This is a genomic window from Oceaniradius stylonematis (assembly GCF_003149475.2).
GTDB classification, from domain to species: domain Bacteria; phylum Pseudomonadota; class Alphaproteobacteria; order Rhizobiales; family Rhizobiaceae; genus Roseitalea; species Roseitalea stylonematis.
Genome location: NZ_QFWV02000007.1, coordinates 269128 through 294362 on the forward strand (window position 1 = coordinate 269128; position 25235 = coordinate 294362).

27 protein-coding genes and 1 pseudogene are annotated in these 25235 nt (G+C 64.9%); all 28 read left to right on the forward strand.

The genetic code is table 11. The annotated features are described in order from the left end of the window. Positions 1 to 14: 14 nt before the first annotated feature. The 28 genes and pseudogenes from DEM25_RS12340 to DEM25_RS12470 all read left to right on the forward strand — a co-directional run bounded on the left by DEM25_RS12340 (position 15) and on the right by DEM25_RS12470 (position 25234). Positions 15 to 599 carry a hypothetical protein gene (locus DEM25_RS12340; protein ID WP_109766039.1) on the forward strand — a complete coding sequence of 195 codons (585 nt, stop codon included), beginning with the start codon at positions 15 to 17 and terminating at the stop codon, positions 597 to 599. 66 nt (positions 600 to 665) lie between these two features. Then, a complete protein-coding gene (locus DEM25_RS12345; RefSeq protein ID WP_109766184.1) occupies positions 666 to 1037 on the forward strand; it encodes a flagellar basal body protein in 372 nt (123 codons plus the stop codon). Between the two features lie 4 nt (positions 1038 to 1041). Further along, positions 1042 to 1458 (forward strand): flagellar basal body rod protein FlgC, encoded by a 417-nt coding sequence (gene flgC, locus DEM25_RS12350; RefSeq protein ID WP_109766040.1) that lies wholly within the window; start codon positions 1042 to 1044, stop codon positions 1456 to 1458. Next, positions 1458 to 1772: a flagellar hook-basal body complex protein FliE gene (fliE, locus tag DEM25_RS12355; RefSeq protein WP_109766041.1), complete on the forward strand. Its 315-nt coding sequence runs from the start codon at positions 1458 to 1460 to the stop codon at positions 1770 to 1772. Before flgC ends, fliE begins: the two co-directional genes overlap by 1 nt. Before the next feature lie 12 nt (positions 1773 to 1784). Then, positions 1785 to 2573 carry a flagellar basal-body rod protein FlgG gene (flgG, locus tag DEM25_RS12360; protein WP_109766042.1) on the forward strand — a complete coding sequence of 263 codons (789 nt, stop codon included), beginning with the start codon at positions 1785 to 1787 and terminating at the stop codon, positions 2571 to 2573. 21 nt (positions 2574 to 2594) lie between these two features. Further along, positions 2595 to 3041 (forward strand): flagellar basal body P-ring formation chaperone FlgA, encoded by a 447-nt coding sequence (gene flgA / locus DEM25_RS12365; protein WP_158585257.1) that lies wholly within the window; start codon positions 2595 to 2597, stop codon positions 3039 to 3041. Further along, the gene (locus DEM25_RS12370) at positions 3041 to 4144 is read left to right on the forward strand and encodes a flagellar basal body P-ring protein FlgI (protein ID WP_109766185.1); all 1104 of its coding nucleotides are present in this window, start codon (positions 3041 to 3043) and stop codon (positions 4142 to 4144) included. The genes flgA and DEM25_RS12370 overlap by 1 nt, the downstream gene beginning before the upstream one ends. A 7-nt stretch (positions 4145 to 4151) precedes the next feature. Then, positions 4152 to 4661 (forward strand): MotE family protein, encoded by a 510-nt coding sequence (locus DEM25_RS12375; RefSeq protein WP_147393318.1) that lies wholly within the window; start codon positions 4152 to 4154, stop codon positions 4659 to 4661. Continuing rightward, the gene (locus DEM25_RS12380) at positions 4661 to 5380 is read left to right on the forward strand and encodes a flagellar basal body L-ring protein FlgH (RefSeq protein WP_245412894.1); all 720 of its coding nucleotides are present in this window, start codon (positions 4661 to 4663) and stop codon (positions 5378 to 5380) included. The genes DEM25_RS12375 and DEM25_RS12380 overlap by 1 nt, the downstream gene beginning before the upstream one ends. A gap of 12 nt (positions 5381 to 5392) precedes the next feature. Further along, entirely contained in the window at positions 5393 to 5989 is a 597-nt protein-coding gene (locus DEM25_RS12385) for a flagellar basal body-associated FliL family protein (protein ID WP_109766045.1), read from the forward strand. Continuing rightward, complete coding sequence (gene fliP, locus DEM25_RS12390) at positions 5986 to 6729, forward strand: flagellar type III secretion system pore protein FliP (RefSeq protein ID WP_109766046.1); 744 nt, start codon at positions 5986 to 5988, stop codon at positions 6727 to 6729. Before DEM25_RS12385 ends, fliP begins: the two co-directional genes overlap by 4 nt. Before the next feature lie 198 nt (positions 6730 to 6927). After that, positions 6928 to 7851: a flagellin N-terminal helical domain-containing protein gene (locus DEM25_RS12395; protein ID WP_109766047.1), complete on the forward strand. Its 924-nt coding sequence runs from the start codon at positions 6928 to 6930 to the stop codon at positions 7849 to 7851. Positions 7852 to 8202: 351 nt separating this feature from the next. Beyond that, on the forward strand, positions 8203 to 9132 hold the full coding sequence (locus DEM25_RS12400; protein ID WP_109766048.1) for a flagellin N-terminal helical domain-containing protein: 930 nt from the start codon (positions 8203 to 8205) through the stop codon (positions 9130 to 9132). Between the two features lie 148 nt (positions 9133 to 9280). After that, positions 9281 to 10912 carry a flagellar basal-body MS-ring/collar protein FliF gene (fliF, locus tag DEM25_RS12405; RefSeq protein ID WP_109766049.1) on the forward strand — a complete coding sequence of 544 codons (1632 nt, stop codon included), beginning with the start codon at positions 9281 to 9283 and terminating at the stop codon, positions 10910 to 10912. Further along, positions 10905 to 11735 (forward strand): hypothetical protein, encoded by an 831-nt coding sequence (locus DEM25_RS17805; protein WP_158585258.1) that lies wholly within the window; start codon positions 10905 to 10907, stop codon positions 11733 to 11735. The genes fliF and DEM25_RS17805 overlap by 8 nt, the downstream gene beginning before the upstream one ends. After that, complete coding sequence (locus DEM25_RS12410) at positions 11732 to 13051, forward strand: MotB family protein (protein ID WP_158585259.1); 1320 nt, start codon at positions 11732 to 11734, stop codon at positions 13049 to 13051. Before DEM25_RS17805 ends, DEM25_RS12410 begins: the two co-directional genes overlap by 4 nt. Continuing rightward, complete coding sequence (locus DEM25_RS12415) at positions 13051 to 14478, forward strand: MotC family chemotaxis protein (protein WP_109766051.1); 1428 nt, start codon at positions 13051 to 13053, stop codon at positions 14476 to 14478. The genes DEM25_RS12410 and DEM25_RS12415 overlap by 1 nt, the downstream gene beginning before the upstream one ends. Next, positions 14475 to 15911 carry a flagellar hook-length control protein FliK gene (locus DEM25_RS12420; RefSeq protein ID WP_109766052.1) on the forward strand — a complete coding sequence of 479 codons (1437 nt, stop codon included), beginning with the start codon at positions 14475 to 14477 and terminating at the stop codon, positions 15909 to 15911. Before DEM25_RS12415 ends, DEM25_RS12420 begins: the two co-directional genes overlap by 4 nt. 192 nt (positions 15912 to 16103) lie before the next feature. Beyond that, positions 16104 to 16772, forward strand: a pseudogene (locus DEM25_RS12425) (response regulator transcription factor); the annotation flags it as partial. 104 nt (positions 16773 to 16876) lie between these two features. Next, positions 16877 to 18127 carry a flagellar hook protein FlgE gene (locus DEM25_RS12430; RefSeq protein ID WP_109766054.1) on the forward strand — a complete coding sequence of 417 codons (1251 nt, stop codon included), beginning with the start codon at positions 16877 to 16879 and terminating at the stop codon, positions 18125 to 18127. 104 nt (positions 18128 to 18231) lie between these two features. Further along, on the forward strand, positions 18232 to 19695 hold the full coding sequence (gene flgK / locus DEM25_RS12435) for a flagellar hook-associated protein FlgK (protein WP_109766055.1): 1464 nt from the start codon (positions 18232 to 18234) through the stop codon (positions 19693 to 19695). Positions 19696 to 19699: 4 nt separating this feature from the next. Further along, complete coding sequence (locus tag DEM25_RS12440) at positions 19700 to 20743, forward strand: flagellar hook-associated family protein (protein ID WP_109766056.1); 1044 nt, start codon at positions 19700 to 19702, stop codon at positions 20741 to 20743. Between the two features lie 20 nt (positions 20744 to 20763). After that, positions 20764 to 21111 carry a flagellar biosynthesis regulator FlaF gene (gene flaF, locus DEM25_RS12445; protein WP_109766057.1) on the forward strand — a complete coding sequence of 116 codons (348 nt, stop codon included), beginning with the start codon at positions 20764 to 20766 and terminating at the stop codon, positions 21109 to 21111. Next, positions 21108 to 21563: a flagellar biosynthesis repressor FlbT gene (flbT, locus tag DEM25_RS12450; RefSeq protein WP_109766058.1), complete on the forward strand. Its 456-nt coding sequence runs from the start codon at positions 21108 to 21110 to the stop codon at positions 21561 to 21563. The genes flaF and flbT overlap by 4 nt, the downstream gene beginning before the upstream one ends. A gap of 4 nt (positions 21564 to 21567) precedes the next feature. Further along, on the forward strand, positions 21568 to 21966 hold the full coding sequence (gene flgD, locus DEM25_RS12455; protein ID WP_109766059.1) for a flagellar hook assembly protein FlgD: 399 nt from the start codon (positions 21568 to 21570) through the stop codon (positions 21964 to 21966). A 28-nt stretch (positions 21967 to 21994) separates the two neighbouring features. After that, a complete protein-coding gene (locus tag DEM25_RS12460; RefSeq protein WP_109766060.1) occupies positions 21995 to 22261 on the forward strand; it encodes a flagellar biosynthetic protein FliQ in 267 nt (88 codons plus the stop codon). Positions 22262 to 22394: 133 nt separating this feature from the next. After that, a complete protein-coding gene (flhA, locus tag DEM25_RS12465) occupies positions 22395 to 24482 on the forward strand; it encodes a flagellar biosynthesis protein FlhA (protein WP_245412895.1) in 2088 nt (695 codons plus the stop codon). Next, complete coding sequence (locus DEM25_RS12470; protein ID WP_109766062.1) at positions 24479 to 25234, forward strand: flagellar biosynthetic protein FliR; 756 nt, start codon at positions 24479 to 24481, stop codon at positions 25232 to 25234. The genes flhA and DEM25_RS12470 overlap by 4 nt, the downstream gene beginning before the upstream one ends. Position 25235: the final 1 nt, after the last annotated feature.

Below are 25235 nucleotides of genomic sequence, written 5' to 3' on the forward strand. Positions count from 1 at the left end.
GCCGGCGAGGTCCTTTGCGCCGCACATGGCGAACGCTGCGCAAGGCCAGGGCCGGCGACTTCGCCTTCTGGGCTGGCGCGCTGTCGCTGGCGGCCCTGTCGGCCTATCTGCCTTGGGACGTCTATCTCAATCAGGCGCGCTACGGCCCGCCCGAATTCCAGTTCTCGCGCAGCGGCGAAGTGCCCGCCGACGTCGTCGCGCTGCAAGAGGGCAGGGCGCCATTGTTCGACATGGTCGCCGAGACCTATGTCGGCGACCCGCCGCCGCGCCCGCTTGACGACCCCGATGGCGTCGATCCGTTCACGACGGCGGCGATTCCGCTCGACACGGGCGAAGAGGAAGCCGAGCCCCGGCAGCTGCCGCCCGGTGTCGATCCGATCACCACCGCCAGCGTGCCTTCGAGCGGGGGTGCGGCCGCCCACAGCTACACGCTTCTCGATGCCGGGCGCGGCCTCGCGCTGATCGCCGACCAGGACGGCATCTATATTGTCCGGCCCGGCACGCTTTTGCCCGACGGCCGGCGCGTCTCCGCCATTGTCGGGCGCGGCCCGCACGCGCAGATCGTTCCCGACGACGACACCGAAGTCCGGCTGGACTGACCAGCAGATCGCAAGCCACGCGCAAGTCAGCACCGATATCCTCACCAATGGTGAAAGGATGTCATGATGACACCAGTGCAACTGTTCGATCTCGCTTCGCGTCAGGCCGACTGGCTGTCGGTGCGGCAGGCTGCCGTGGCCAGCAACATCGCCAACGCCAACGTCTCTTCCTATCAGGCCAAGGACGTCACGCCCTTCGAGGATCAGATCAAGTTCGCCCAGGTCCGCCTTGAGGCGACCCATGGAACCCATGTCGGCGTTCGCAGGGGTGCGGACGATCCCGGTGCCCCGCCCGGCGCGGAAATGCGGACCGTCGGCGGTCCCGTGGTGCTTGAGACCGAGCTGGCCAAATCCGGCCAGGTCCGTGCCGGCATGGAGCTCAACACGGCCATCGTCTCGGCCTTTCACCGCATGACGCTGATGGTCTCGAAGGGGTAGCCGCATGGATCCGTTGACGACAGCGCTGAAGGTGGCGGGCTCCGGCCTTCATGCGGAATCGTCGCGCCTGCGCGTCGTGTCCGAAAACATCGCCAACGCCAATTCGACCGGCGACACGCCCGGCGCCGATCCCTATGCCCGCAAGACGATCGCCTTCCAGAGCACGGTCGACCGGGCCACGCAGGCCGCCCTTGTCGGCATCAAGGACATCGACACGGACAAGGCTGCGTTCGTCCAGAAATTCGACCCGTCCCACCCGGCCGCGGACCCGGACGGCTATGTGAAGCTGCCGAATGTCAATCCGATCGTCGAAATGGCCGACATGCGCGAGGCCAATCGCAGCTACCAGGCCAATCTTCAGGTGCTCAAACAGGCACGTGAACTGATTTCCATGACCATCGACCTGATGAGGGCGCGCTGATGATCGAGCAGCTTCAAGCGGTCGCCGGTGCCGGTTCCGTCCGCACCGAACTGGCCCGGCAGGCTTCCGGCGCCGAAACCATCGAAATCGCCGGCGCCGGATCGTTCGGCGACATCCTGCGCGATCAGATCGCCGCGACCGTCAATTCGGTCAAGACCGCTGACAGCGCCGCGATGGCCGGCATCAACGGCAAGATGGACACGCGCGCGGTTACCGACGCGGTCATGGAGGCCGAGCGCAGCCTGCAGGCCGCCGTCGCCATCCGCGACAAGATCGTCACCGCCTATCTCGACATGACCCGCATGGCCATCTGAGGAGTATCGCGTATGAAAGCCCTTGCCATCGCCGCCACCGGCATGAACGCGCAGCAGACCAATCTCGAGGTCATTGCCAACAACATCGCCAATGTGAACACGACCGGCTTCAAGCGGGCGCGGGCGGAGTTTTCCGATCTTCTCTACCAGGTCGAGCGGGTGGCCGGCGTGCCGAACCGGGCCAACGAGAACATCGTGCCCGAAGGCAGCCATATCGGTCTTGGCGTGCGCACCGCCGCGATCCGCGAAATCCACCTGCAGGGTGCTTTGAATTCGACCAACAACAAGCTCGACCTGGCGCTGACAGGCGAGGGCTTCTTCCAGATCGAGGGCGCCGGCGGCGTCACCCACTACACGCGCGCCGGCGCGTTCAACACCAACGCCGAGGGCCAGATGGTCACGGTCGATGGTTACACCGTCGAGCCCGAGATCGTCGTTCCGGAAAACGCCGTCGAGATCGTCGTCAATGAGAGCGGCCAGGTCTATGCGCGCATCGCCGATCAGCTCCAGTTGCAGGAGCTCGGTCAGATCACGCTTGCCACCTTCTCCAACAATGCCGGCCTCAAGCCGCTGGGCGGCAATCTCTACGCCGAGACCGAGGCCTCCGGCGCCGCCGTCGTCGGCGTGCCGGGCGATCCCGGCTTCGCGACTGTGCGTCAGGGTTATCTGGAGCAATCCAATGTCGATGCGGTGCGCGAGATCACTGAACTGATCGCCGCCCAGCGCGGATACGAGATGAACTCCAAGGTCATTCAGGCCGCCGACCAGATGATGTCGACCGTCTCCAACGGCTTGAGGTGATGAAACGTGCGACCGGCTGGCTTGATCGCAGCACTGGCATTTTTTCTGCAGGCGGTGGCGCTTCCCGGTGCCGCCGCTGATGCATCGTTCGACTATGCGGTTGTCGAGCGCATCGTCTATCCCGGTCAGACCATCGGCATGGACAATGTCGCCGTGCGCCAGCACACGCGCGCCATCCCCGACGACTACCCGGTCGTGCGCACACGGGCGCAACTGGCCGGCATGGTCGCCACGCGAACCCTCTTGCCCGGCCGCGCCATCGCACCCGACATGCTGCGCGCCCCGTTCGCGATCAAGCAGGGCGAACTGATTTCCGTCAGCCTTCAGGAAGGCCCCCTTTCCATCGTCATGAAGGCGATCGCGCTGCAGGACGGCACGATCGGCGAGACGATCCGCGTGCGCAATGCGCATAATGGCCGCTCGGTCTGCGCCATCGTGCGCTCGCCATCACTTGCCGAGGTGTGCTGATGATCCGCACGCTGGTCTGCGCCCTGTGTCTCGTCGTCGTGGCGGCGGTCGATGCGGCGGCGACATCGCGTATCAAGGACATCGCCATCCTCCAGGGATCGCGCGACAACCAGCTGATCGGCTATGGACTTGTGGTCGGCCTTCAGGGGACCGGCGACAGCCTGCGCAACGCGCCGTTCACCGAACAGTCGATGCGCTCCATGCTTGATACGCTCGGCGTCGCCACGGCCGAGGGCAGGGCGCGGCTCAAGAACATTGCCGCCGTGATGGTCACCGCCAACCTGCCGGCGTTCGCCACCTCAGGCGCACGGATCGATGTCACCGTCTCATCGCTGGGCGACGCCACTTCGCTGGGCGGCGGGCAGTTGGTGATGACGCCGCTGCTGGGGGCCGACGGGCAGATCTATGCGGTTGCACAAGGCTCGGTCTCGATCGCCGGATTTTCCGCCGAAGGGCAGGCCGAAACGGTGAGCCAGGGCACGCCGACTGCCGGCCGCATTGCCGGCGGTGCGATCGTCGAGCGCGAGGTTCCGGTCAATTTCAGCCAGGAAGGCGCCTTCCTTCTGCAGCTGCGCAATCCCGACTTTTCGACCGCCGTCGCCGTCACGGACGCGATCAACGCCCATGCGCGGCAGGCCTTTGGCGCGCCGGTGGCCAAGGAGCTCGATTCGCGCACCGTACGGCTCAACAAGCCCGACGGCATGTCGCCGGCGCGTTTTATAGCCGCGATCGAGAATTTGAGCGTGCAGACCGATCAGCCTGCCCGCGTGGTGCTCGACGAAAAATCCGGCACCGTCGTCATCGGCGCCGATGTGCGTGTCTCGCGCGTCGCCGTCAGCCATGGCGCGCTGACCGTGCGGATCACCGAGGCACCCACCATCATCCAGCCCGCACCCTTTTCCGATGGGGTGACGGCGGTCGAGCCGTCGACCTTCATCGATGTCGACGAAGAGGGCACGCAGATCGGCACGATCGACGGCGTCGACCTTCAGAGCCTTGTCGAGGGGCTGAACCGTCTGGGCGTGCAGCCGCGCGATGTCATCTCGATCCTGCAGGCGATCAAGAGCGCGGGCGCGCTGAACGCGGAACTGGTTGTGCAATGAGGACGCCATGAGAAAGAGACGCCCGGCCAAAGCTGTGCGCACACTGGTCATCGTCTGGGCCGTTGCGGCGCCGGCGGCCATGCCCGTTGCCGTCAACGCCCAGGACAGGGCGCCGGCAGACGTCCAGAACTTCTGTGCCAACATTGTCGATGATGCGCGCGAGCGTCGCTACGCCATCCAGCGCGAGGAATTGGAAACGCTGCGCGCCGATATCGAGGCCAAGATCGTCATCCTGGAAGAACGCCGCGCCGCTTACGAGCTATGGGCGCAAAAGCGCGAGGAGTTCGCCGAAGCGGCCAATGAGGGCCTCGTCGCGGTCTATGCCAACATGCGGCCGGACGCTGCGGCCGTGCGCATGGAGGAACTGCCGGCCGAACTGTCGGCCGCGCTGCTGACCAAACTCAAGCCCCGCGCCTCGGCGGCCATTCTCAACGAGATGTCCACGCAGGACGCCGCGCTGATCACCCAGATCATGGCCGCCGTCGGTGATGTCGGCCTTCCGGATGGGGACGGCTGATGACGATGGCCCGAACCCGTCTGCGCCTGTTCGCCGCCTTGGCCGCGGTGTTTTTGGTCGCCGGCTGCAGCGCCACCAAGGACCTTGGCAGCCCGCCGGCGCTGTCGCCGGTCGGCTCGGGTATCGACAACCAGTTGCCGCCATCGATGATCGAATCCAAATATCCCGGCCGGCCGCTCAACAAATACTCCACCTGGGACGACCGAACCGCGAGCCTTTTCACCGCGCGCAAGGCGCTGACGCGCGGCGACACGCTGACCGTCCTCATCGACATTGCCGACCGCGCGCAGCTTCAAAGCGATTCCGAGCGGTCGCGCAGCTCGTCCCGGTCGTGGAACCTGGGCGCTTCCGGTAACTGGAACGGCACGAGCGGTGCCGCATCCGGCGATGCCAACTTCGGCGGCGACACCGATTTCTCCGGCGAAGGCGCCACGTCGCGATCCGAGCGGATCGATCTGCGCGTTGCCGCAACCGTCGTGGACGTCCTGCAGAACGGCCATCTCGTCATCCGCGGCACGCAGGAAGTGCGCGTCAATGCGGAGGTCCGCATTCTGACCGTGGCGGGCATCGTGCGGCCGTCCGACATCGATCCGTCGAACACGATCGCCTATGACCGCGTTTCCGAGGCGCGCATATCCTACGGCGGCACGGGACATATTTCCGAGGTCCAGCAGCCGGCTTACGGCCAGCAGTTCATCGACCGCATTTCACCGTTCTAGGGCACCAGCAACGTGGCCGACGCTATCGCCGACGACGAACCGGAAGAGGAGGAGAAGGGCTCATCGCCGCTCATGGCGGTGGTGTTCATTCTTGTCGCCGCGCTTCTGGCCGGCGGTGTCGGGTTCGGCGTCGGCCAGACGCTTTTCGCGCCGATGATCGCCGGTGCCGACGCGCCCGTCGCCCAGGAGACCGGGCCGCAAGCTCCCAATGCCGCCGACGGCGGCCAAGGCTCCGATGACGGATATGGCGCCGATGAGGATGGCCACGGCGCGGACAGCGAAACCTCGCTGCGCGGCCTCGACTTTGCCTCGCTCGAAGTGCTCGAACTCGAACCGATAACCACCAACATCGGCGTTCCATCCGACGTTTGGGTGCGCATGGAGCTGTCGTTGGCCATCGAGCCGGTCGACGAGGAGGAAGCCATCGATCCGGTGATGATCGAAGCCATTCATGCCGATTTCCTCGCCTACATGCGCACCACGCGGCTGCAATCTCTGGCCCTTCCCAGCGGGTTCCAGCACATGGTGACCGACCTTGAAAGCCGCGCCGCCCTGCGCAGCGGCGGCATTGTCAAGCGCGTGTTCGTCAAGGCGCTGTTGCTCGAATGATCCGGATCGCGCCCTTTGTGCTGGTCATGCTCGTTGTCCTCGTCCCGGTGCCGGCCGCTGCGCAGGGGCTGGGCGGATTCGGCCTGCCCGACGAGATCGGCGGGCTGACCAGCGCCAACATCATCCAGCTGTTCGGCCTGATCACCGTGCTGGCGATTGCGCCCGGTCTGTTGATCATGGTGACGAGTTTCACGCGCTTCATCATCGTGTTTTCGATCCTGCGCACCGGATTGGGACTGCAATCGACACCCGCCAACATCATTCTGATTTCGCTGGCGCTGTTCATGACCTTCTACGTCATGGCGCCGACCTTCGACCGCGCCTGGCAGAACGGCCTTCAGCCGCTTCTCAACAATGATATCCAGGAAGAGCAGGCGCTGTCGGAGATCGTCGCGCCGTTTCGCGACTTCATGCTGGAGAACACGCGCGACGAGGATCTCGACCTTTTCACCGGGCTCGCGCGCGAACGCGGTCAGGACGTGGTGGTCAACGGCACGATCGACATGCGCGTTCTTATCCCGGCCTTCATGATCTCGGAAATCCGACGCGGCTTCGAGATCGGCTTTCTCGTCGTGCTGCCGTTTTTGGTGATCGATCTGATCGTTGCGACCATCATCATGGCGATGGGCATGATGATGCTCCCGCCCTCGGTCATTTCGTTGCCGTTCAAGATCCTGTTTTTCGTCATGATCGACGGTTGGAACCTTCTGGTCGGCAGTCTGGTGCGCTCCTTCGTCTGACCGGCCGCATCATTGTCCGGCGCGAACCCGCGCCCTGCAAAAATCTGCGGGGCGCGTGTTTCAGCGCTTGTTAAGGTCTGGCGGCATATAACCCCGTCAACAGCAGGCGCCGCCATGCGCGGCCGGCATGATGCCCCCCTGCCGTACCGGCTTGCCCGGAATGTCCCTTGTTTGTTTTGAGTAGAAAGGGACACTCATATGTCCAGCTTGATGACCAACGTATCTGCAATGACGGCGCTGAAGTCGCTGCAGCAGACCAATTCCGCCCTCGAAACCACCCAGTCGCGCATCGCCACCGGCTTCCGCGTCGCCGAGGCTTCCGACAACGCCGCCTACTGGTCGATCGCAACCACCATGCGTTCGGACAACAAGGCTCTTGGAACCGTTCAGGACGCTCTGGGTCTTGGCGCGGCCAAGGTTGACGTCGCCTACACCGGTGTCAACAGCGCCATCGAAGTCGTCGACGAGATCAAGTCCAAGCTCGTTGCGGCCCGCGAGCCGGGCGTTGACCGCGCCAAGGTTCAGGCAGAAATCTCTGAACTGCAGAACCAGCTGACTTCCATCGCTTCGTCGGCCGGCTTCAACGGCGAAAACTGGCTGAACGTCGACTCCAGCGTCGCCGGCTACTCGGCCACCGAAAGCATCGTCGCATCGTTCGACCGCGATGCCGCCGGCGCCGTTTCGGTTGGCACGATCTCTGTCGACAAGTCGACAACGGCTCTGTTCGACGGCAACGCTGCCGCGACCGGTATCCTCGATACCGAATTCACCACGACGGGCGCCGGTGCGGTGACGGTCACGGTCGCCAACCTCGACCTGACCGCTGCCAACGTCGACGAAACCGATATCGACGACATGATCTCGGGCGTCGAAACGGCGCTGCAATCCATGACCACGGCCGCTTCGGACCTTGGTTCTGCCAAGAAGCGCATCGATCTTCAGAGCAACTTCGTCGGCAACCTGATGGATGCCGTCGATCGCGGCATCGGCCAGCTCGTCGATGCGGACATGAGCGCCGAATCGAGCCGCCTGTCGGCCCTGCAGGTCCAGCAGCAGCTCGGCATTCAGGCCATGTCGATCGCAAACGGCAACTCGCAGGCCATCCTGTCGCTGTTCCGCTAACACCAAGCGAGCTCCGCTTGTGGGAGGGCCGCCTTCGGGCGGCCCTTTTATGCTGCGTGCGTGAGCCTCGGCACGTTCATGCCGAGCGGGCGTTCAGCCCATAAGTATCTGAAAAAAAATGACTCTCTGCTGCCGCTGGCCATCTGGCTTGCGGCCGCTTGCGCATGCGCCGTCGCCCTGATTTTCCGCGGGTCGCCCCGTTTAGCTTTTGTTAGCCATTCCTGTTTACCTTAATGAAGTGACAACAGACGTGCGTCGGCATTTCCGAGCCGGCGCGGCATGAGGCTACGTCGTCGTACCGGTCGAAAGCCGGGATGTCGCAATGGTGCGGAGTGTGAGAAGGGGCCTTGTATGTCCAGCTTGATGACCAACGTTTCTGCGATGACGGCGCTGCGCGCCCTGCAGAACACCAACGATTCGATTGAGACGACGCAGGCCCGGATTTCCACGGGTTTTCGCGTCTCCGAGGCGTCCGACAACGCAGCATACTGGTCGATCGCGACGACGATGCGTTCGGACAATTCCGCGCTTTCGACCGTTCAGGACGCGCTCGGCCTCGGCTCGGCCAAGGTCGATATCACCTACACCGCTGTCGATTCGGCCATCAAGGTCGTCGACGAGATCAAGTCCAAGCTGGTGGCGGCCCGCGAGCCCGGCGTCGACCGCTCGAAGATACAGACCGAGATCGACGAACTGCAGAACCAGCTCACCTCGATCGCCACCTCGGCCGCCTTCAACGGCGAGAACTGGCTGAACATCGATTCGAGCGCCGCCGGCTATTCGGCCACTGAAAGCATCGTTTCCTCGTTCAACCGCGACGCGAGCGGCGCGGTTTCCGTCGGCACGCTGACCGTCGACAAATCGACCATTGCGCTGTTCGATGCCAACGCCGCTGCGGACGGCATTCTGGACGATGACTCGGTCACCACCGGTGGCGCCGCCAACGTGGCCGCTTCGGTGTCCAACCTCGACCTGAACACCGCAAACCTGAACGATGCCGACATTGACGGCATGATCACCATCGCCGAGACCGCGCTTCAGGCGATGACGACCGCCGCCTCCGATCTGGGCTCGGCGCAAAAACGCATCAAGCTGCAAAGCGACTTCGTCGGCACCCTGATGGATTCCATCGAGCGCGGCGTCGGTCAGCTGGTGGATGCCGACATGAGCGCCGAATCGACGCGCCTTCAGGCCCTGCAGGTGCAGCAGCAGCTGGGCATCCAGGCGCTGTCGATCGCCAACGGCAACGCCCAGTCGATCCTGTCGCTGTTCCGCGGATAACCGCGCAGCCATCCCACAATCGTCCTGATCGCGGGCCGTCCATGGGGCGGCCCGTTTTCGCTTTCGGTTCCGCAGCCGGTGGGCCCCTCATCACCTTCGCGCAAGTTTGAACCGGTAGGCTGGGCCCAGTCAGTTCCGGGGATGAGCCGTGCCAGAAAACCTCAAGATGCTCGCCGCCAATCTCAGCGCGCTTGGCCCGCGCCGGCTCATGTTGATGGCCGGCGTCTTCGTTCTTGTCCTGATGGCCGTCGGCATCGGCTCGGCATTCCTCAACCGCCCGGCCTACCAGCCGCTCTATGTCGGTCTTGAGCGTGACGATGTCACGCGCATGGGCATGGTGCTTGGTGAGGCGGGCATCGTCTACGACGTCAACGCCGAGGGAACCGCGCTGATGGTGCCGGCCGGCATGACCGGCCGCGCCCGCATGATTCTCGCCGAGAAAGGTCTGCCGTCCAGCGCCGGCGCCGGCTATGAGCTGTTCGACAATCTCGGCTCGCTCGGCCTGACATCCTTCATGCAGGAGGTCACGCGCGTCCGCGCGCTTGAGGGCGAGATCGCCCGTTCGATCCAGACGATCAGCGGCGTCAAGGGCGCCCGCGTCCATATCGTGATGGCCGAGCGCGGCAATTTCCGCCGCGCCGAACAGGTGCCGACCGCCTCGGTCATCATCCGCTTCGATCGCGCCGGTGTTGAAAGCCGGGCCAACGCCGTGCGCCATCTGGTCGCCGCCGCCGTGCCGGGCATGGTCGCCGACAATGTGACGGTGCTCGACTCCGCCGGCCGGCTGCTGGCAGCGGGCGAGGACCCGCTGACCAACTCGGCATCGAGCGCCATCGGCATCGAGGCGACGGTCGAAAACCAGGTTGCCGACGGCATTCACCGCGCGCTCGCCGCAACGCTCGGCGCCGCCAATTTCCGGGTCAGCGTCCAGGCCGACATCAACACCGACCAGCGGCAGATCGAGGAGACGATCTTCGACCCCGACAGCCGCATCGAACGTTCTGTCCAGATCGTGCGCGCCGAGGATGCGGCGACCGAGCAGCTTGCATCCGAGCCGGTGACCGTCGAGCAGGACCTGCCCCAGGACGCGCAGGCCGGCGCCGGCGGCGGCAGCACGAACGAGCGCAGCGAGCGCCGTGAGGAAACGACGAACTATGAGTTGAGTTCGACGAGAACTGCAACCATATCAAACGGTTACAATGTAGACCGGCTGTCGATCGCCGTCGTCGTCAACCGCGCGCGCTTGGTCGATGCCGAGGGTCAGCCGCTCAATCCCGCCGCTGTCGAGGAGCGGCTGGCGCAGATCCGGACGGTCGCGGCCGCAGCGGCGGGCATCGTCGAGGATCGCGGCGACGTGCTCAACATCACCGCGTTCGATTTCGTGGAAGGCGTGGCCGCCGAGGGCTCGTCGGCGCCCGGCGCGATGGCATCGCTCAACGAGCATCTTGGCACGGCCATCAACGCGTTTGCCTTCATCGCCGTCATTCTGGCGGTGATCTTCCTGGCGGTTCGTCCGATGATCAACGTGTTGCGTTCGGGCGAATTCGCCCAGCAGGTGGCGCGGGTCGAGGCAGGCGAAACGCCGCTTCTGGCCAATGAGGGCGCGGGCGGAATTGGCGATGGCAGCGGCGAGGCGCTGGCCGACATGGCCGCCGAATCCATCCGCTTGAAGCCCGCGCCAGAAGAGCGCCTGTCGCGGATCATCGACATGAACGAAGAGCGCGCCGCGCAAATCCTCCGCCGCTGGCTGAACAACGAGGCTGTGTCCAGCGATGCGTGAGGCGTTTCACGCCCTTCTGCCCGATTTCGGCGACAATGCGGTCCCGGCCCATGGCGCGCCGGCCGCCGCGCCGGCCGACGGGTTCGTGCCTTTCATCGGGGCATCGCGGCATCCCGCGGCTTTTGACGCGTTCGATGGACCGCATGTCGATGCGCCGCCGCGGGCACCGTCCCCCGAGTTTGCGGAGCCGGACACGCCGGGTGTGCCCGGCGATGCCGCGGCACTTCAGACCATGCTGTCGGCAGCCTTTTCGGCCGACATGGCGCCGGCGGCGGATGGGGAAACCATCGCCGGGCAGGCGGCGGCGCCGTCCGATACCGTTGTCTTGACGGAGCCGGAAGCGTCTGCCGTCCAGGATGCTCAGGTCGCGCCGCCGGCGGCCGATCCCGAACTTCTTGCCCGTGACGAAAGGATCGCCGAACTGACCGCGCGGATCGAAGCGCTGGAAAGCGCTCATGCGGCGGAAATCGCGCGGCTTGTCGAGCAGGCGGTTCCCGCCATGGCCGACGGAGTGTCCGCGGCCGTCCGGTCATCGCTCGGTTCGGTTCTCGCTCATCCGCTGATGGGCGTCATCGAGAAATCCTCTGTCGATCGTTTCTGTACGGAGCTGGCGACGATGGTGAAAGCCGGCGAGGGGGTTGCCGTACGCCTGAGCGGGCCGGAGCGCCTTCTTGAAGCCGTGCGCGAGGGTTGGCCGGAAGGTCTGGCGGCGCCGCAGATGCAGCCGGCCGAAACGGCCGAACTCGTGGCCATCGCCGACACCGCCGTCTTGTCCACCCGGCTCGAGGAAGCCCGCGCCCTGTTGTTTGGAGGTGGCCGGTGAGCGCCGCGCAGGACCATCAGGAAATCATCATCATCAAGCGCGGTCATGACGATCACGACGATCATCATGGCGGCGCCTGGAAGATCGCCTTCGCCGACTTCATGACGGCCATGTTCTGTCTGTTTCTGGTGCTCTGGCTGGTCAATGCGGCCAACGAGGAGACCAAACAGGCGGTCGCCAGCTATTTCAACCCGGTCAAGCTGGTGGACCGCAACCGGTCGGTGAAGGGCCTTTACGACGCCCAGGGCATCCAGGAGGTTGAAGTCATCGACGCCGAGGGCACCGGCTCGGGGGGCGGCGGCGAGACCGACGCGTCCGGCAGCGGGCAGGCCGAAGAGCAGGGCAACCCCACCGGCGATGCCGCCTTCTTCGCCGATCCCTATGAGGCGCTTGACCAGATTGCCAGCAGCTTCGAGGCGGGCAGCACCAGCGGGCTGGAACCGCAGAGCGGCGCCCGGTCCTGGTCCGCCGAGCAGACCGACGCCTCCATCGAGACCTTCTTCGACCCGTTCGCGCCCGAGCGCTGGTCCGACATGCCGCGCGAACCCTTGTCCGACGCGCCGCTTTCCGAAACCGGCGCGCCGCCGGCGCCCGCGCCCGGCGGGCAGACCGAGACGGCGCTGGCCGATATTGCCGCCGAGACCGAGATGCAGCCGTCCGAACCCGCACCGGAAGGTGCGCTTCAGGCGGAGCCGGAAGTGGCGATGGAAGCGGGCGAGCCGGTCGAGGCGGAACCCGCCACGGCCGAAGCAGCCGAGACGGCCGAATTGGCAGCCGAGACCATGGATTCGCCCCAGGCCGATTCCCTGGAAACCGAAACGCCGGAAACGGTGCCTCCAGCCAGTGAGCAGGCAGCCGAACAGTTGCGTACGGCGCTGACCGAGGTTTTGACAGAGGCGTTCGGCGCCGACAGCGTGCTCGTCGAACAGCTGTCCGTCGAGGCGCAGCCGGACGCGATCCTGATTTCGCTGACCGACAATCTGCAGATCCCGATGTTCGAGATCGGCTCGGCCGTGCCGTCGCCGCCGCTCGTCCTGGCGCTCGAAAAGGTCGGTTCGGTGATCGGCGAAAGGGCTGGCGGACTGCGCATCGAAGGTCATACCGATGCGCGGCCTTTCATCTCGGGCAGTTCCGACAATTGGCAATTGTCGGCGTCCCGGGCGCAGGCGGCCTATTACATGCTCGTGCGCGGCGGCGTCCCGGAAAACCGGTTCCGCGCCGTGACCGGCCGCGCCGACCGCGATCTTGCCGTGCCCGGCGATCCGTTCAGCGCCCGCAACCGGCGCATCGACATCCTGCTGGAGCTTGGCTCGTGATGGCTCTCGGCACGACACGTCCCGCCATGTGCCTGCCGCTGGCGGCCGCGATACTGGCCGGCATCGGTCTTCCGGCCCTTGCCGACCTGCCCACGCGCCCGCTCGGCGCGGTGCGGTCGTTGCACCACATACAGGACCAGATCGCGCGCGGCGATCCGTCCGCATTCCAGCTCCAGTCCAGTACGTTGCGTGTCATCGACGAACTGTTCGCCTCGCTCGACGCCGACGCGCTGGCCGATCCGGCCGAACGCCGCGCGGTGCTCGCCTATGCGGTCAGCGGCGGAAATCCGGCGACGTTCGCCCGGCTCTATGACACGCTGGCCCGGCAGTCAGATGAAGACGAAAAGGCGCTCGCCGCCGCGATTGCCGGAGCGCTGCTGGACAAATCGGTCAGCGACGAGGCGGCCGCCAGCCCGATGGTGCTCGGCGGCATGCTCGGCGCCGGTCTTGCCCTGATCAACGGCATCAACGCCGAAACGCCGCAGGAGCAGATCGGCTATCTCCAACAGGTCACGCTTCTGGCGCCGGGTACGCTGATCGAGGAATCGGCGCTCAGGCGCTTGATGCCGATCTTGTCGCAAGGTCATGATCACAAAGAGTTTTTGACGGCTGCCAGCCGCTATGCGCGAACTTTCGTCAACTCGCCCTACGCATCGGACTTCGCCGTCTCGCTGGTCAATGGCGGCATCGCGCTGACCCGATCGTCGGACCAGATGCGGCTTGCCGAGATCATCCGTTTCATGCCGCCGGCCCATCGGCGCAGCATCGTCGCCCGGCAGATGCGGGCTGCCACGATCGATGGCAATTTCGCACTCGTGCGCTTTCTGGAAGCCGAGTTCGTTGAAGAGATCAAGGCCGGCGAGGCCGCTGCGGCACGCCGCCGGGCGCCTGCCGCCGATCCGGTCGATGCCATGCGCCAGCGTCTTTATGTGCTGATGGCCAACATCGCTTCCGCCGACCACGAGGCGGTCGCCGCCGAACTCGACGCGATCGATGCCGGCCAGTTGTCGCCGGCCGACCGGCAACTGCTGGCCGTTGCACGCAATGTCATCCGCGAAATGACGCGATCCAACCGGCCAGAGCCCGCGCCATCGGCGCCGTCCGGTCAAGATACCGAAACGGCGGCGACAGACACCGATGAGGGCGGCGCGCAAGGCGGCCTCGGCCTGCCGATGCAGCCCGATGAGACCGAGGGCGTCAGAACCGTTCTGCCCGGTTATGGCAGCGCCGCACGGCCCGTCGAGCCGGCCGCGCTTCGGCCGTCGCCCGAGGCCGCGCCGGCGCGCCGCGAGAACGTTGCCGGCGATGCGGCGGCGTCGGGCAATGGTGAAGTCGAGGCGCTGGGCGACGAACATCGTGCGTTCATGTCCAGCACGCGTGACGTATTGCTGGAAATCGATTCAGTCTTGGAAGGAAGCGGCGGGTGACCCAGATTGCTGCCAATGCAAAAGCACCCCTCGATGCGGCGGCGATTGCCGAGCGCCAGGGCAACGCCAGGGGGCGGGACAAGGGCGAGGCCGACGGGGAGTTTGCCAGGCTCGTCAAGGATGCGGGAACCGGAACGCGCAAGCCGGCGCCGGACGCCGCGCACGAAAAGGCCGGGCGCATCGTCCAGAAAACGGGTCAGCCGGAGGGCCATGGGCCCGATGTGAAGACCGCCGGTGCGGTCGGCGCGCGCCCGCGCGAGACCGCCAAAGAAGGCGAACACGTCGCAGCCGACACCGATCGGACAGCGGACGGTCTATCCGGTGCGGGTGGATCCGAGACCGGAAACGGGCAGCCGATCCACGTCCCGCGTCCAGCCGGATCGTCGGCCGCTGCCAGGGAAAGCGAGGCGGCAATAAAACTTCAGGGCTCCGAACAGGCGCCGGAAGCGCAAGCGGCCAGACCGGCTGAGACGAACGGCAATGGACAGACCGACAAGGACGCCGAAACCGTTCAGTCTCCCGCCGCCGGTCCCGCGCCGGTCGTCGCGGTGATGGCCGTTGCACCCTATCTGACGGCGCGCACCATCTCGGCCGATATCGCGGCCAGGCCGGCAGCGCCACAGCCGTCGGCCATCGAGATCGATCGCGTTGCGAGCGCGGAGACCATCGACATGCCGGCGGGCAAGGGGCAGGCGGCATCGTCGAGGGCGGAAACGATCGACATGGCATTCGCCGCCGGCAAGGGCAGCAGGGAGGGCGGCACCGGCTTCGGCAACGCCCGGACCGGCGCCGGTCAGGCGCCCGCGGTCAAGTTGGGCGCGGCGTCCGGCGAAGGCCCCGCCATTCCGCCCGCCGGCAGCGCCGCTGCGCCGGCGGGCGGCGAAGCGCGGCCGTCGCAGCCCGTGGTCGTTCCGCTCGATCTCGGCCGGGCGCTTGCGGGCGAGGGCGATCTGCCCGCATCCATGCGCGAAGCGGTCTCCTCGCACGTCGCCCGCGTGATGGCCGTGCCGGCCGCGGCCGGGCAGCCGGTTTCCGTCTTGCGCATCCAGCTTCAGCCGGCCCATCTGGGCCAGATCAACGTGACAATGCGCATGTCCGGCGAGCAGATGACGGTCACCTTGACGCCCGACAGTGCCTCGGCGGCCCGCGCTCTCGGGTCCGATCAGGAGACGATCGCCACCGTACTTCGAGCGGTTGGCGGCTCGTTCGCGGGCGCCAACATCGAGATTGCCGGCGAAGGACAGATGCGCACCGGTGGCGACGACACCGCGTCGCGCAGCTTCGAGGGCCGTCAGGGCGACCGGTCCGGTGAGGGCGGTCGTGGCTCCGCATCGGGTGGTTCGGGCGGTTCGAGCGACGGCATCGAGACCGGCCCCGCCGGCGCCCACAACGGCGCACACCCGTCAAGCGCCGAGGGCCGAATCATTATCTGATGGTTAACAGCTCGTTAACGCGATCGTTAAGACTTGTCCGAGCCTTGCGGTTCAACGGCCCTTTGCCTTCAGTCAGCCCGTTTTTCGATTCGTTCCTGAAGTGCAATAGGTAAAAAACAGGGGGGTGAGAGGGGTTTCGGCTGGCCATACCAATAAGTCATCGTTTGGGGACTGATTTGGCGGGCAACACACATGATCGTAATTGTCGACGACCGGCGCGCCGTGCTGGACGCGTATCGGAGCATGTTTTCGCGTATTGGGTATTCCGTTTACGGGATGAATTCATCGGAAATACAGGACTGGCTTGAGTCGTCACCTTCGGAAGAAGTGCAGACGATCCAGTCTTTCTTGGTTGGACAAACAAACGACGAAGACACGCTGATCAATGCGCTGCGTGCCAAGACGCGCGTGCCGATCATCGCCATGCTCGAGACCGGCTCCCTTGACGAGACCCTGCAGCGCTTCGACATCGGCGCCGACGATGTGGTGCGCAAGCCCGTCCATGTCCGCGAGATACTCGCGCGCATCTCGGCCATCCGCCGCCGCTCCGAGCAGAGCAAGACCTATATCGACTGCGGCCGGCTGCGCGTCTTCATGGACGGGCGCGATCCGCTCATCGACGGCAAGCCCTTCCCGCTGCCGCGCCGGGAGCGCCGCGTTCTGGAGTATCTGGCCGGCAATGGCGAGCGCCGCGCCTCGCGCACCCAGGTCTACAACGCCGTCTACGGCGTGCTCGAAGACCATGTCGAGGAGTGCGTCATCGAGAGCCACATCTCCAAACTGCGCAAGAAGCTGACCCGCATTCTCGGCGTCAACGTCATCGATTCGCGCCGTTATCTCGGTTACCGGCTTTGCATGGATTCGCTGCGCACGCCGGTGCCGATCGCCCAGCCCGCCGCAGAGCAGCCTCAGGCAAGTTTGGTCGTGTAACCTTTCTCGCACAATCGCGAGAAGGGGGTCCGCCCATGAGTCTTTACGGTATGATGCGCACCGGCGTGTCCGGTATGCAGGGGCAGGCAAGCAAGCTTTCCACGGTCGCCGACAACATCGCCAACTCCGCGACGACGGGATACAAGAAGCTCGGCGTCGAGTTCTCGACGCTGGTCGTCAACAATCTTCCCAACAGCCACAATTCTGGCGGCATCGTCACCAATGTCCGCCAGCACGTCTCCCAGCAGGGCGTGCTGCAGTTCACCAGTTCGGCGCTCGATCTGGCCGTCGATGGCGGCGGCTTCTTCGTTGTCAAGGATCAGAACGGCAGTTCCTTCATGACGCGCGCGGGCGCTTTCGTTCCCGATGCCGAGGGCCGTCTGGTCAATTCGGCCGGCTATTTCCTGGCTGGTTACAGTTACGAGAACGGCGAACCGGCCGTGACCGCCAACAGCCTCGAAGGCACCGAGATCGTCCGCCTGGACAATACGGCAATGGACGCAACTCCATCCCAGTTCGGCACATTCCAGGTGAACTTCCCGTCCGGTGCGCCCGTCGTCACCGGTACGCTGCCGTCGGCCAACGCCGCCACCTCCGAATTCTCGCAGAAAACCTCGATTCTCGCCTATGGCAATCTGGGCGACTCCCAACTGCTCGACGTTTACATGACCAAGACCGCGGCCAATACGTGGGAGATCGCGGTGTTCGATCAGTCCCAGGCGGCCGCCGGCACCAACTTCCCCTATGGCGCCGGCCCGCTGGCGACCCAGACGGTCACCTTCGACGGCACGACCGGTCAGTTGAGCGGCGCGACCAGCTTCACCGTACCGGTCCCCAACGGCCAGCCGCTAGAGTTCGACATGACCAACTCGACGCAGCTTGCCACCGACTTCACGGTCGCCGAAGTCAGTGTTGACGGCAATGCGCCCGCGACCGTCAAGCAGCTCAACATCGGCGCCGATGGCACCGTCTATGCGCAATTCGAGAACGAGACGCTGCGCGCCCTGTTCCGCGTGCCGCTGGCCAATGTCGTCAGCCCCGACCGGCTGACCTCGCTTTCGGGCAACGTTTTTGTCGCCAATCAGGAAAGCGGCGATGTGCGCCTCGGCTTCCCCGGTGAGGACGAGTTGGGCACGCTGGTCTCCGGCGCGCTCGAATCCTCGAACGTCGATATCGCCGAGGAATTGACCGAAATGATCCAGGCGCAACGCAACTACACCGCCAACTCCAAGGTATTTCAGACCGGATCGGAGTTGATGGACGTCTTGTTAACACTCAAGCGTTAACCTTTGGCGTGTCGCGCTTTGTTGCGCGGCTTGCCGGCACATATGCCGCTCAATGATTGGGATGGGACGACGCCCGAACCGGGAATGTCTGGCAGGTAGATGAAATGACGCTGACAGCGGCCATCAAGATTGCGCAGTCATCGCTGTTCAACGTGTCTCAGCAGACACAGCTTGCCTCGCGCAACATCACCGATGCCGGCAACGAGGATTATGTCCGTCGCCAGGCGCATGTGTCGACCGCGCCCTACGGCGCCCGCACCTACTCGATCGGCCGCGCCGAACAGCCGGCCCTGTTCAAGAGTTCGCTCGCCGCCCTGTCCGACAGTGCCGGCCAGGCGGTGATCGGCGATGCCGCCTCTCGGCTCCAGACGGCGGTGAACGGCGTCGACAACCAGAATTCGGCGTCGGTCAAGATCGGCGCGCTGCGCGACGCTCTGCAGATCTACTCCGCCGATGCGTCCAATCCCATTCTCGGGTCATCGGCGATCGATGCCGCCCGCGACCTTGCGCGCTCGATCAGCAGCGCATCGCAGGGCATCCAGTCCTACCGCGCCGAGATCGACCGCGACATCGCCGCCGGCGTCGATGATCTGCGCAGCCTGCTCGACCAGTTCGAAACCGCCAACAGCCTGGTCGTCCAGGGCACCCAGCTTCGCACCGACGTCAACGACGCGCTCGACCAGCGTGATGCGCTGCTCAAGCAGATGTCCGAATATGTATCGATCTCGGTGGTGCAGCGCGACAACAACGACTTCGTGCTCTACGCCGGCCAGGGAATCACGCTGTTCGAAACGGTGCCCAGAAACATCAGTTTCGACCCGCAGACGGCCTATTCGCCGACGACGACCGGCAATCCCTTGCGGATCGATGGGGTTCCGCTGACCGTCGGGCAGGGCGCCAACACCTCCGCTTCCGGCAAGCTGTCCGCGCTGATGCAGGCGCGCGACAGTGTCGCCGTGCAGCAGCAGTCCCAGCTCGACGAGATCGCGCGGGGCCTCGTCGAGACCTTTGCCGAAACCGACCAGATAGGCGGCGGCGCGCCGGCGCAGGCGGGCCTATTCACCTATGCCGGCGGCCCCGGCATCCCGCCGGCGGGCACGCTGGTGCCCGGCATGGCCGCCTCGTTGACCGTCAGCGCCGCCTTCGATCCCGAGCAGGGCGGCGATCCGACGCTTCTGCGCGACGGCGGCGCCAACGGCGCGGCCTATGTCGCCAACACCACCGGCGGCGCGGCCTACTCCGACAATCTGCTGGCCCTTGTGCAGGGTCTCGACACGCCGCGCGCGATCGATGCGACCGCCGGCATTGCCGGAGACCGCTCTGTCAGCGGCTACGCCGATGCGTCGATCGGCTGGGTGGAGAATCTGCGCTCGACCGCGAACATGGCCTCGCAGAGCAAGAAGGCGCTGCACGACAAGCTGTCGGGCGACTATCTGGCCAAGACGGGCGTGTCCATCGACGAGGAGATGACCAAGCTGATCGCGCTCGAACAGTCCTATGAGGCGTCGGCCCGGATCATGAGCGTGGTCGACCGGCTGTTCGACACCTTGTTCGCGGCGGTGAGGTAACCCCATGAAGGTCACGCCGCACGTCGCCACCTATTCAATGTTCAACTCGGTGCGCAACGCAACCGCGTCGATGCAGATCGATCTGGTGCGCCTGCAGCAGGAAGTGGTGACCGGCAAGCTCGCCGACAGCGGGCTGGTCCTGGGTGCCCGCTCGGAGAACCTGGCTTCGTTCAAGTCGGACATTGCCCAGCTCAAGCGCATCATCGACACCAATGGCGTGACCGCTTCGCGCCTCGACATGACGCAGACCGCGCTCAGGCAGCTCAACGCGATCTCCGACGATCTGGTCAACACGCTCGGCCTGTCGCTGGGCGACGAGGCGCAGAAGAACGTCGTGCTGACGGAGTCGCAGAACGCCATCGAACAGATCACCAGCCTGCTCAACACCCAGGTCAACGGCGTGCACATCTTCGGCGGCGTGAACACCGCCAGCGCGCCGATGGCGGCCCATACGGGCGGCGCCGGGGAGGCCGCTTTCGACACCGCCTTCGCAGGCCATTTCGGCTTTGCCAAGACCGATGCCGCCGCTGCCGGCATCACCGCCGCGCAAATGACCGACTTCCTCGAAAACGTGCTCGAGCCGCAATTCATGGGCGCCGGCTGGACGACCGACTATTCGTCCGCCACCGACGAGACGATCAACGCGCGCATCGGCATCGACACGGTGGCCAGCGCTTCGGTCTCGGCCAACGAGGACGGGTTCCGCAAGCTCATGCTGGGCGCGGTCGTCGCCAAGGAGCTTTATGCCGCGCCGCTGTCGCAGGAGGCGCGTGACACGGCGGCCCTGTTCGCCATGTCCAGCGCCAAGACCGGCGGCACGGGCATCACCGGTCTCGAGAGCAGCGTCGGCCTGATGGAGAACCGCATCGACCGGCAGAACAAGACCATGACCAGCCAGATGGATGTGTTGACACGTCTGTCCGACAATCTCGAAGGGGTCGACCAGTATGAGGCGTCGACCGCGCTGACCAATCTTCTGACCCAGATCGAGGCGTCCTACGCCACGACCGCCCGCATCCAGCAGATGAGTATTATGCGCTATCTGTGACAAGAGCCAGGAAGGCCATCATGATCCGAGTAAGTTACGCCGAAATCGAGTCCGATTCCCTTGTTGGTTCGCGTGAGCGGGAACAGCAATTGCTCGACCAGTCCATTGCCCTGATGGATCAGGCGCTCAAGGACGGGCCCAACTCGATGGCGACGGTCGAGGCGATGCATTTCACGATGCGGCTGTGGACCCATCTGATGCAGGACCTGGCCGAACCGGAAAACGAACTGCCCGACGATCTGCGCGCCAGCCTGATCTCGATCGGCATCTGGATCCTCAAGGAGGCCGATGCGGTGCGCATCGGCGAACAGGGATCGATTTCGGAAATCCGCGACATCACGGCCATCATCCGGGACGGGCTGAAATGAAGGGCACGTTCAAACTTTTCCTCAAGGCCAACGAACGCGTCTTCATCAATGGCGCGGTGCTGCGGGCCGACCGCAAGGTCGGCATCGAACTGCTCAACGATGTCGACTTCCTGCTCGAAAACCACGTGCTGCAGGTCGAGGACGCCGACACGCCGCTCAAGCAGCTCTATTTCATCATCCAGATCATGCTGATGTCGCCGTCCGAAAAGCCTGCGGCAGCAAAGCTTTACAAGGATTCGGTCAAGGCGTTGCTGGCGACTTTCGACAGCGCCGAGGTGCTCAACGGCCTCAAGCAGATCGATGTGATGATCGCCGAGGAGCGCACCTTCGAGGCGCTCAAGGCGCTGCGCGCCCTTTTTGAGGTCGAGGCGGGCATTCTTGCACGCAAGCGTGGCGAAAGCCTGGGATGCGATAATCCTGCCCAAGAGGACCGACACGCAGCGGCAGGATGAAGCCATGACCGACGTCAGCGCAGTTACAGGTGTCCAGGGAACGACCGGCACATCGCAGACCGGCAGTGCCCAGACGGTGGACTATGACGCCTTCCTGAAGCTGCTGACGGCGCAGATGCAGAACCAGGACCCCACCGAGCCGATCAGCGACACCGAATACATCGCCCAGCTTGCGTCCTTCTCCAATGTGGAGCAGTCGACCAAGCTCAATGACAAGCTTGACTACCTGATCCAGATGACATCGTTCCAGCAGGCCGGCTCGCTGATCGGGCGGACGGTGACATCCGCCGACGGCCTGACCTCTGGCACCGTGGCCGAGGTGAAGATCCTCAGCCAGGGCACCGTCGCCATTCTCAGCGACGGCACCGAAGTGCCGGTGAGCGCGGGCCTGACCGTCAGCTGACCGCTCTGCGGCCACAAAAGGCATCAAGATGGCCGAGGCCGACGTCATTGAAATCGTCCAGCTTGCGATCTGGACGACGCTGGTCACCGCCGGCCCGTCCGTGTTCGCGGCGATGTTTGTCGGCATTGCGATCGCGCTGTTCCAGGCGCTGACCCAGGTTCAGGAAATCACGCTCACCTTCATCCCCAAGATCGTCGTCATCCTCGTGACGATCTCCTTTTCCGCCGCCTTCATGGGCGCACAGATCGGCCGCATGACAGAGGTGCTCTACGGCCGCATCCAGACCGGCTTCTGAGCCCGGATTTCCGGCTTTTGGGCAGCAGTTGACCGGCTTGCCGCCAGCCCCGTGCAAGCCCCGGATTCGATGATCGCGGATATGACCGGCGCACGGGTCACGCGCGCTGGACCTCTCGGTCTCGGAGACGGCTTTGGCCAACGTGCAAATCCCGGCGGCATCGGCGCCATCGTCCTACGGCAACGACATCACCTTCGCCATCGGCATCATGATGGTGCTGTCGCTTCTGTTCCTGCCGGTCCCGGTCTTCATGATCGATGTCGGACTGGCCGTGTCGCTGGCTTTTTCCGTCCTGATCCTGATGGTCGCGCTGTGGATCCCGCGGCCGCTCGACTTCTCGTCCTTTCCGACGATCCTGCTGATCTCGACCATGCTGCGCCTGTCGCTGAACATCGCGACGACGCGGGCGATCCTGTCGGACGGCCATGAGGGCGTCGATGCCGCCGGCAGCGTCATCGCCGGCTTTTCCAGCTTCGTGATGAGCGGCGATTTCGTCATCGGCTTGGTCGTCTTCCTGATCCTGGTCGTCGTCAACTTCGTCGTCATCACCAAGGGTTCGACCCGCATCGCCGAGGTGGGCGCCCGGTTCACGCTCGACGCCATTCCCGGCAAGCAGATGTCGATCGATGCGGACCTTTCAGCCGGTGTCATCGACGAAGCCGAGGCGCGCCGCCGGCGCAAGGAGCTCGAAGAGGAAAGCTCCTTCTACGGGTCGATGGACGGTGCCTCCAAGTTCGTGCGCGGCGACGCAATCGCCGGCCTTCTGATCACCGCCATCAACATCGTCGGCGGCATCATCATCGGCGTTACCCGCCACAACATGTCGATGGGCGAGGCGGCCGATGTCTTCACCAAACTGTCTGTCGGCGACGGGCTCGTTTCGCAGATCCCCGCACTTGTCGTGTCGCTCGCCGCGGGCCTGCTGGTTTCCAAGGGCGGCAACCAGGGCTCGGCCGACAAGATCGTGTTCGACCAGCTCGGCAACTATCCGCGCGCCCTGTTCGTCGCCGCCGGCCTTCTGACAATCCTCGGCCTGATGCCGGGCCTTCCGGCCGTACCGTTCCTTATGCTCGCCGCCGGCATGACGGCGATCGCCTATCTGCGGCCGCTGTTCCGCTCGGTCGAAGCCCAAAAACAGCAAAAGGTGATCGACGACGAGGAAGAGGCCAAAAAGCGCGAGACCCGCGATTCCGTCAAGAGCTCGCTCGCCGTGCCGGAAATCCAGCTTTCGCTGGGCAAGCAGCTCGCAACGCAGCTTCTGCCCAAGCAGAAGGACATGGCGCACCGGATGAAACAGATGCGCAAGCGCTTCGCTCAGGAGTACGGGTTCGTCGTGCCGGACGTGCAGCTTGTCGACGAATATGACGTGCCGCCCAAGGCCTATCGCATCAAGATTTACGGCACGACCGTGGTCGAGCATGAACTGCGTGTCGGCGAGCTTCTGGCGTTCGCCGATCCGCAGGCGATCCGCGGCATCCCCCACACGGCCGTGCGCGAGCCCGCCTTCGGAGGCGAGGCGCTGTCTGTGATGGAAACCTTCCGTGACGATCTGCGGCGCATGAACATCGCCACCGCCGACAATGTCAGCGTCATCCTGACCCATCTGAGCGAGGTGGTGCGCAACAACCTGCCGCAGCTCTTCTCCTACAAGGCGATGAAGACGCTGATCAACGACATGGAGCCCGAATACCGCAAGCTCGCCGACGAGATCTGCACCACGCATGCCACCTATCCCGGCTTCCAGGCGGTGCTCAAGCTGCTTCTGGCCGAGCGGGTTTCGATCCGCAATCTGCCGCTGATCATCGAGGCCGTGGCCGAGATCGCGCCGACCACGCGCAAATCCGAGACCATTGTCGAGCATGTGCGCGCCCGCATGGCCCAGCAACTGTGCGGGGATCTGACCGTCGACGGCGTGCTCAGCATCGTCCGGCTCGGCAATCGCTGGGAGCTGGCCTTCCGCGAGGCGCTCAAGCGCGACTCCACCGGCGAGATCGCCCAGTTCGACATCGACCCCCGCCAGCTCGAGGAATTCGGCACCGAGATCGGCAGGGAGATCACCGAGCAGAAGGCCCGCCACGACCGGATCGCCATCGTCACCACGCCCGAGGCGCGTCCCTATGTGCGCATGATCGTCGAACGCATGCACCCCGATGTCGCGGTCATGTCGCATCTGGAGATCGGCAAGGGCATCGAGATACGGATCGTGGGCACGCTGTCGTGAACGCGCTGATCGAAGCCAACCTGATGGCGGGCTTCCTTCTGTTCTGCCGCGTCGGCGCCGTCCTGATGATCATTCCGGGCTTTTCGAGCGCCCGCGTGGCGGTTCGGATCCGCCTCCTTGCCGCCGTCGCGCTGACGGTGGCGCTGTTCCCGCTGATGGCGGCCGATCTTCTGGGGCGGGTCGATCCCGACAGTCTCGACAATGTCTCCCGCGCCATTGTCTCCGAACTGATGATCGGCGCGGCCATCGGCCTTGTCGCGCGCATCTACATTCTGGCGCTCGAATTCATCATGTCGGCGGTCGCCATGTCGGTCGGCTATGGCGGCATGCTCGGCCCCAACATCGAGGGGCAGGAACCGCAGGCCGCTTTGACGACGCTGGTCTCGTTTACCGCGCTCCTGATCCTGTTTGCCGCCGACTTCCACCACATCGTCCTGCGCGCGGCGCTCGCCTCCTACGACATCTTCCCGGCGGGAAGCTTTCCCGACCCCGCGGTGCTGCTGGCCGATCTGGTCGACACGCTGGCGGTGACATTCTCGATCGCGCTGCGGCTGGGAAGCCCGTTCATCGGCTTTGCGATCATCGCCAACATGCTGGTCGGCGCGCTCAACAAGCTCGCGGTACAGATCCCGATCTATTTCGTCGCGCTGCCCGCCATGCTGCTGGGCGCGCTGGCAATGCTCTATTTCAACCTGCCATTCATTCTCAGCGTCTTTGGCGGCAATTTCGCCGCGCTCTACACGGGCAACTGAC

Excerpts from the sequence above, each read along its gene's own strand:
- DEM25_RS12345 (WP_109766184.1), top strand. The coding sequence starts at position 666 with ATGACACCAGTGCAACTGTTCGATCTCGCTTCGCGTCAGGCCGACTGG.
- flgC (WP_109766040.1), top strand. The coding sequence starts at position 1,042 with ATGGATCCGTTGACGACAGCGCTGAAGGTGGCGGGCTCCGGCCTTCAT.
- fliE (WP_109766041.1), top strand. The coding sequence starts at position 1,458 with ATGATCGAGCAGCTTCAAGCGGTCGCCGGTGCCGGTTCCGTCCGCACC.
- flgG (WP_109766042.1), top strand. The coding sequence starts at position 1,785 with ATGAAAGCCCTTGCCATCGCCGCCACCGGCATGAACGCGCAGCAGACC.
- DEM25_RS12370 (WP_109766185.1), top strand. The coding sequence starts at position 3,041 with ATGATCCGCACGCTGGTCTGCGCCCTGTGTCTCGTCGTCGTGGCGGCG.
- DEM25_RS12375 (WP_147393318.1), top strand. The coding sequence starts at position 4,152 with ATGAGAAAGAGACGCCCGGCCAAAGCTGTGCGCACACTGGTCATCGTC.
- DEM25_RS12380 (WP_245412894.1), top strand. The coding sequence starts at position 4,661 with ATGACGATGGCCCGAACCCGTCTGCGCCTGTTCGCCGCCTTGGCCGCG.
- fliP (WP_109766046.1), top strand. The coding sequence starts at position 5,986 with ATGATCCGGATCGCGCCCTTTGTGCTGGTCATGCTCGTTGTCCTCGTC.
- DEM25_RS12395 (WP_109766047.1), top strand. The coding sequence starts at position 6,928 with ATGTCCAGCTTGATGACCAACGTATCTGCAATGACGGCGCTGAAGTCG.
- DEM25_RS12400 (WP_109766048.1), top strand. The coding sequence starts at position 8,203 with ATGTCCAGCTTGATGACCAACGTTTCTGCGATGACGGCGCTGCGCGCC.
- DEM25_RS17805 (WP_158585258.1), top strand. The coding sequence starts at position 10,905 with ATGCGTGAGGCGTTTCACGCCCTTCTGCCCGATTTCGGCGACAATGCG.
- DEM25_RS12415 (WP_109766051.1), top strand. The coding sequence starts at position 13,051 with ATGGCTCTCGGCACGACACGTCCCGCCATGTGCCTGCCGCTGGCGGCC.
- DEM25_RS12430 (WP_109766054.1), top strand. The coding sequence starts at position 16,877 with ATGAGTCTTTACGGTATGATGCGCACCGGCGTGTCCGGTATGCAGGGG.
- flgK (WP_109766055.1), top strand. The coding sequence starts at position 18,232 with ATGACGCTGACAGCGGCCATCAAGATTGCGCAGTCATCGCTGTTCAAC.
- DEM25_RS12440 (WP_109766056.1), top strand. The coding sequence starts at position 19,700 with ATGAAGGTCACGCCGCACGTCGCCACCTATTCAATGTTCAACTCGGTG.
- flaF (WP_109766057.1), top strand. The coding sequence starts at position 20,764 with ATGATCCGAGTAAGTTACGCCGAAATCGAGTCCGATTCCCTTGTTGGT.
- flbT (WP_109766058.1), top strand. The coding sequence starts at position 21,108 with ATGAAGGGCACGTTCAAACTTTTCCTCAAGGCCAACGAACGCGTCTTC.
- flgD (WP_109766059.1), top strand. The coding sequence starts at position 21,568 with ATGACCGACGTCAGCGCAGTTACAGGTGTCCAGGGAACGACCGGCACA.
- DEM25_RS12460 (WP_109766060.1), top strand. The coding sequence starts at position 21,995 with ATGGCCGAGGCCGACGTCATTGAAATCGTCCAGCTTGCGATCTGGACG.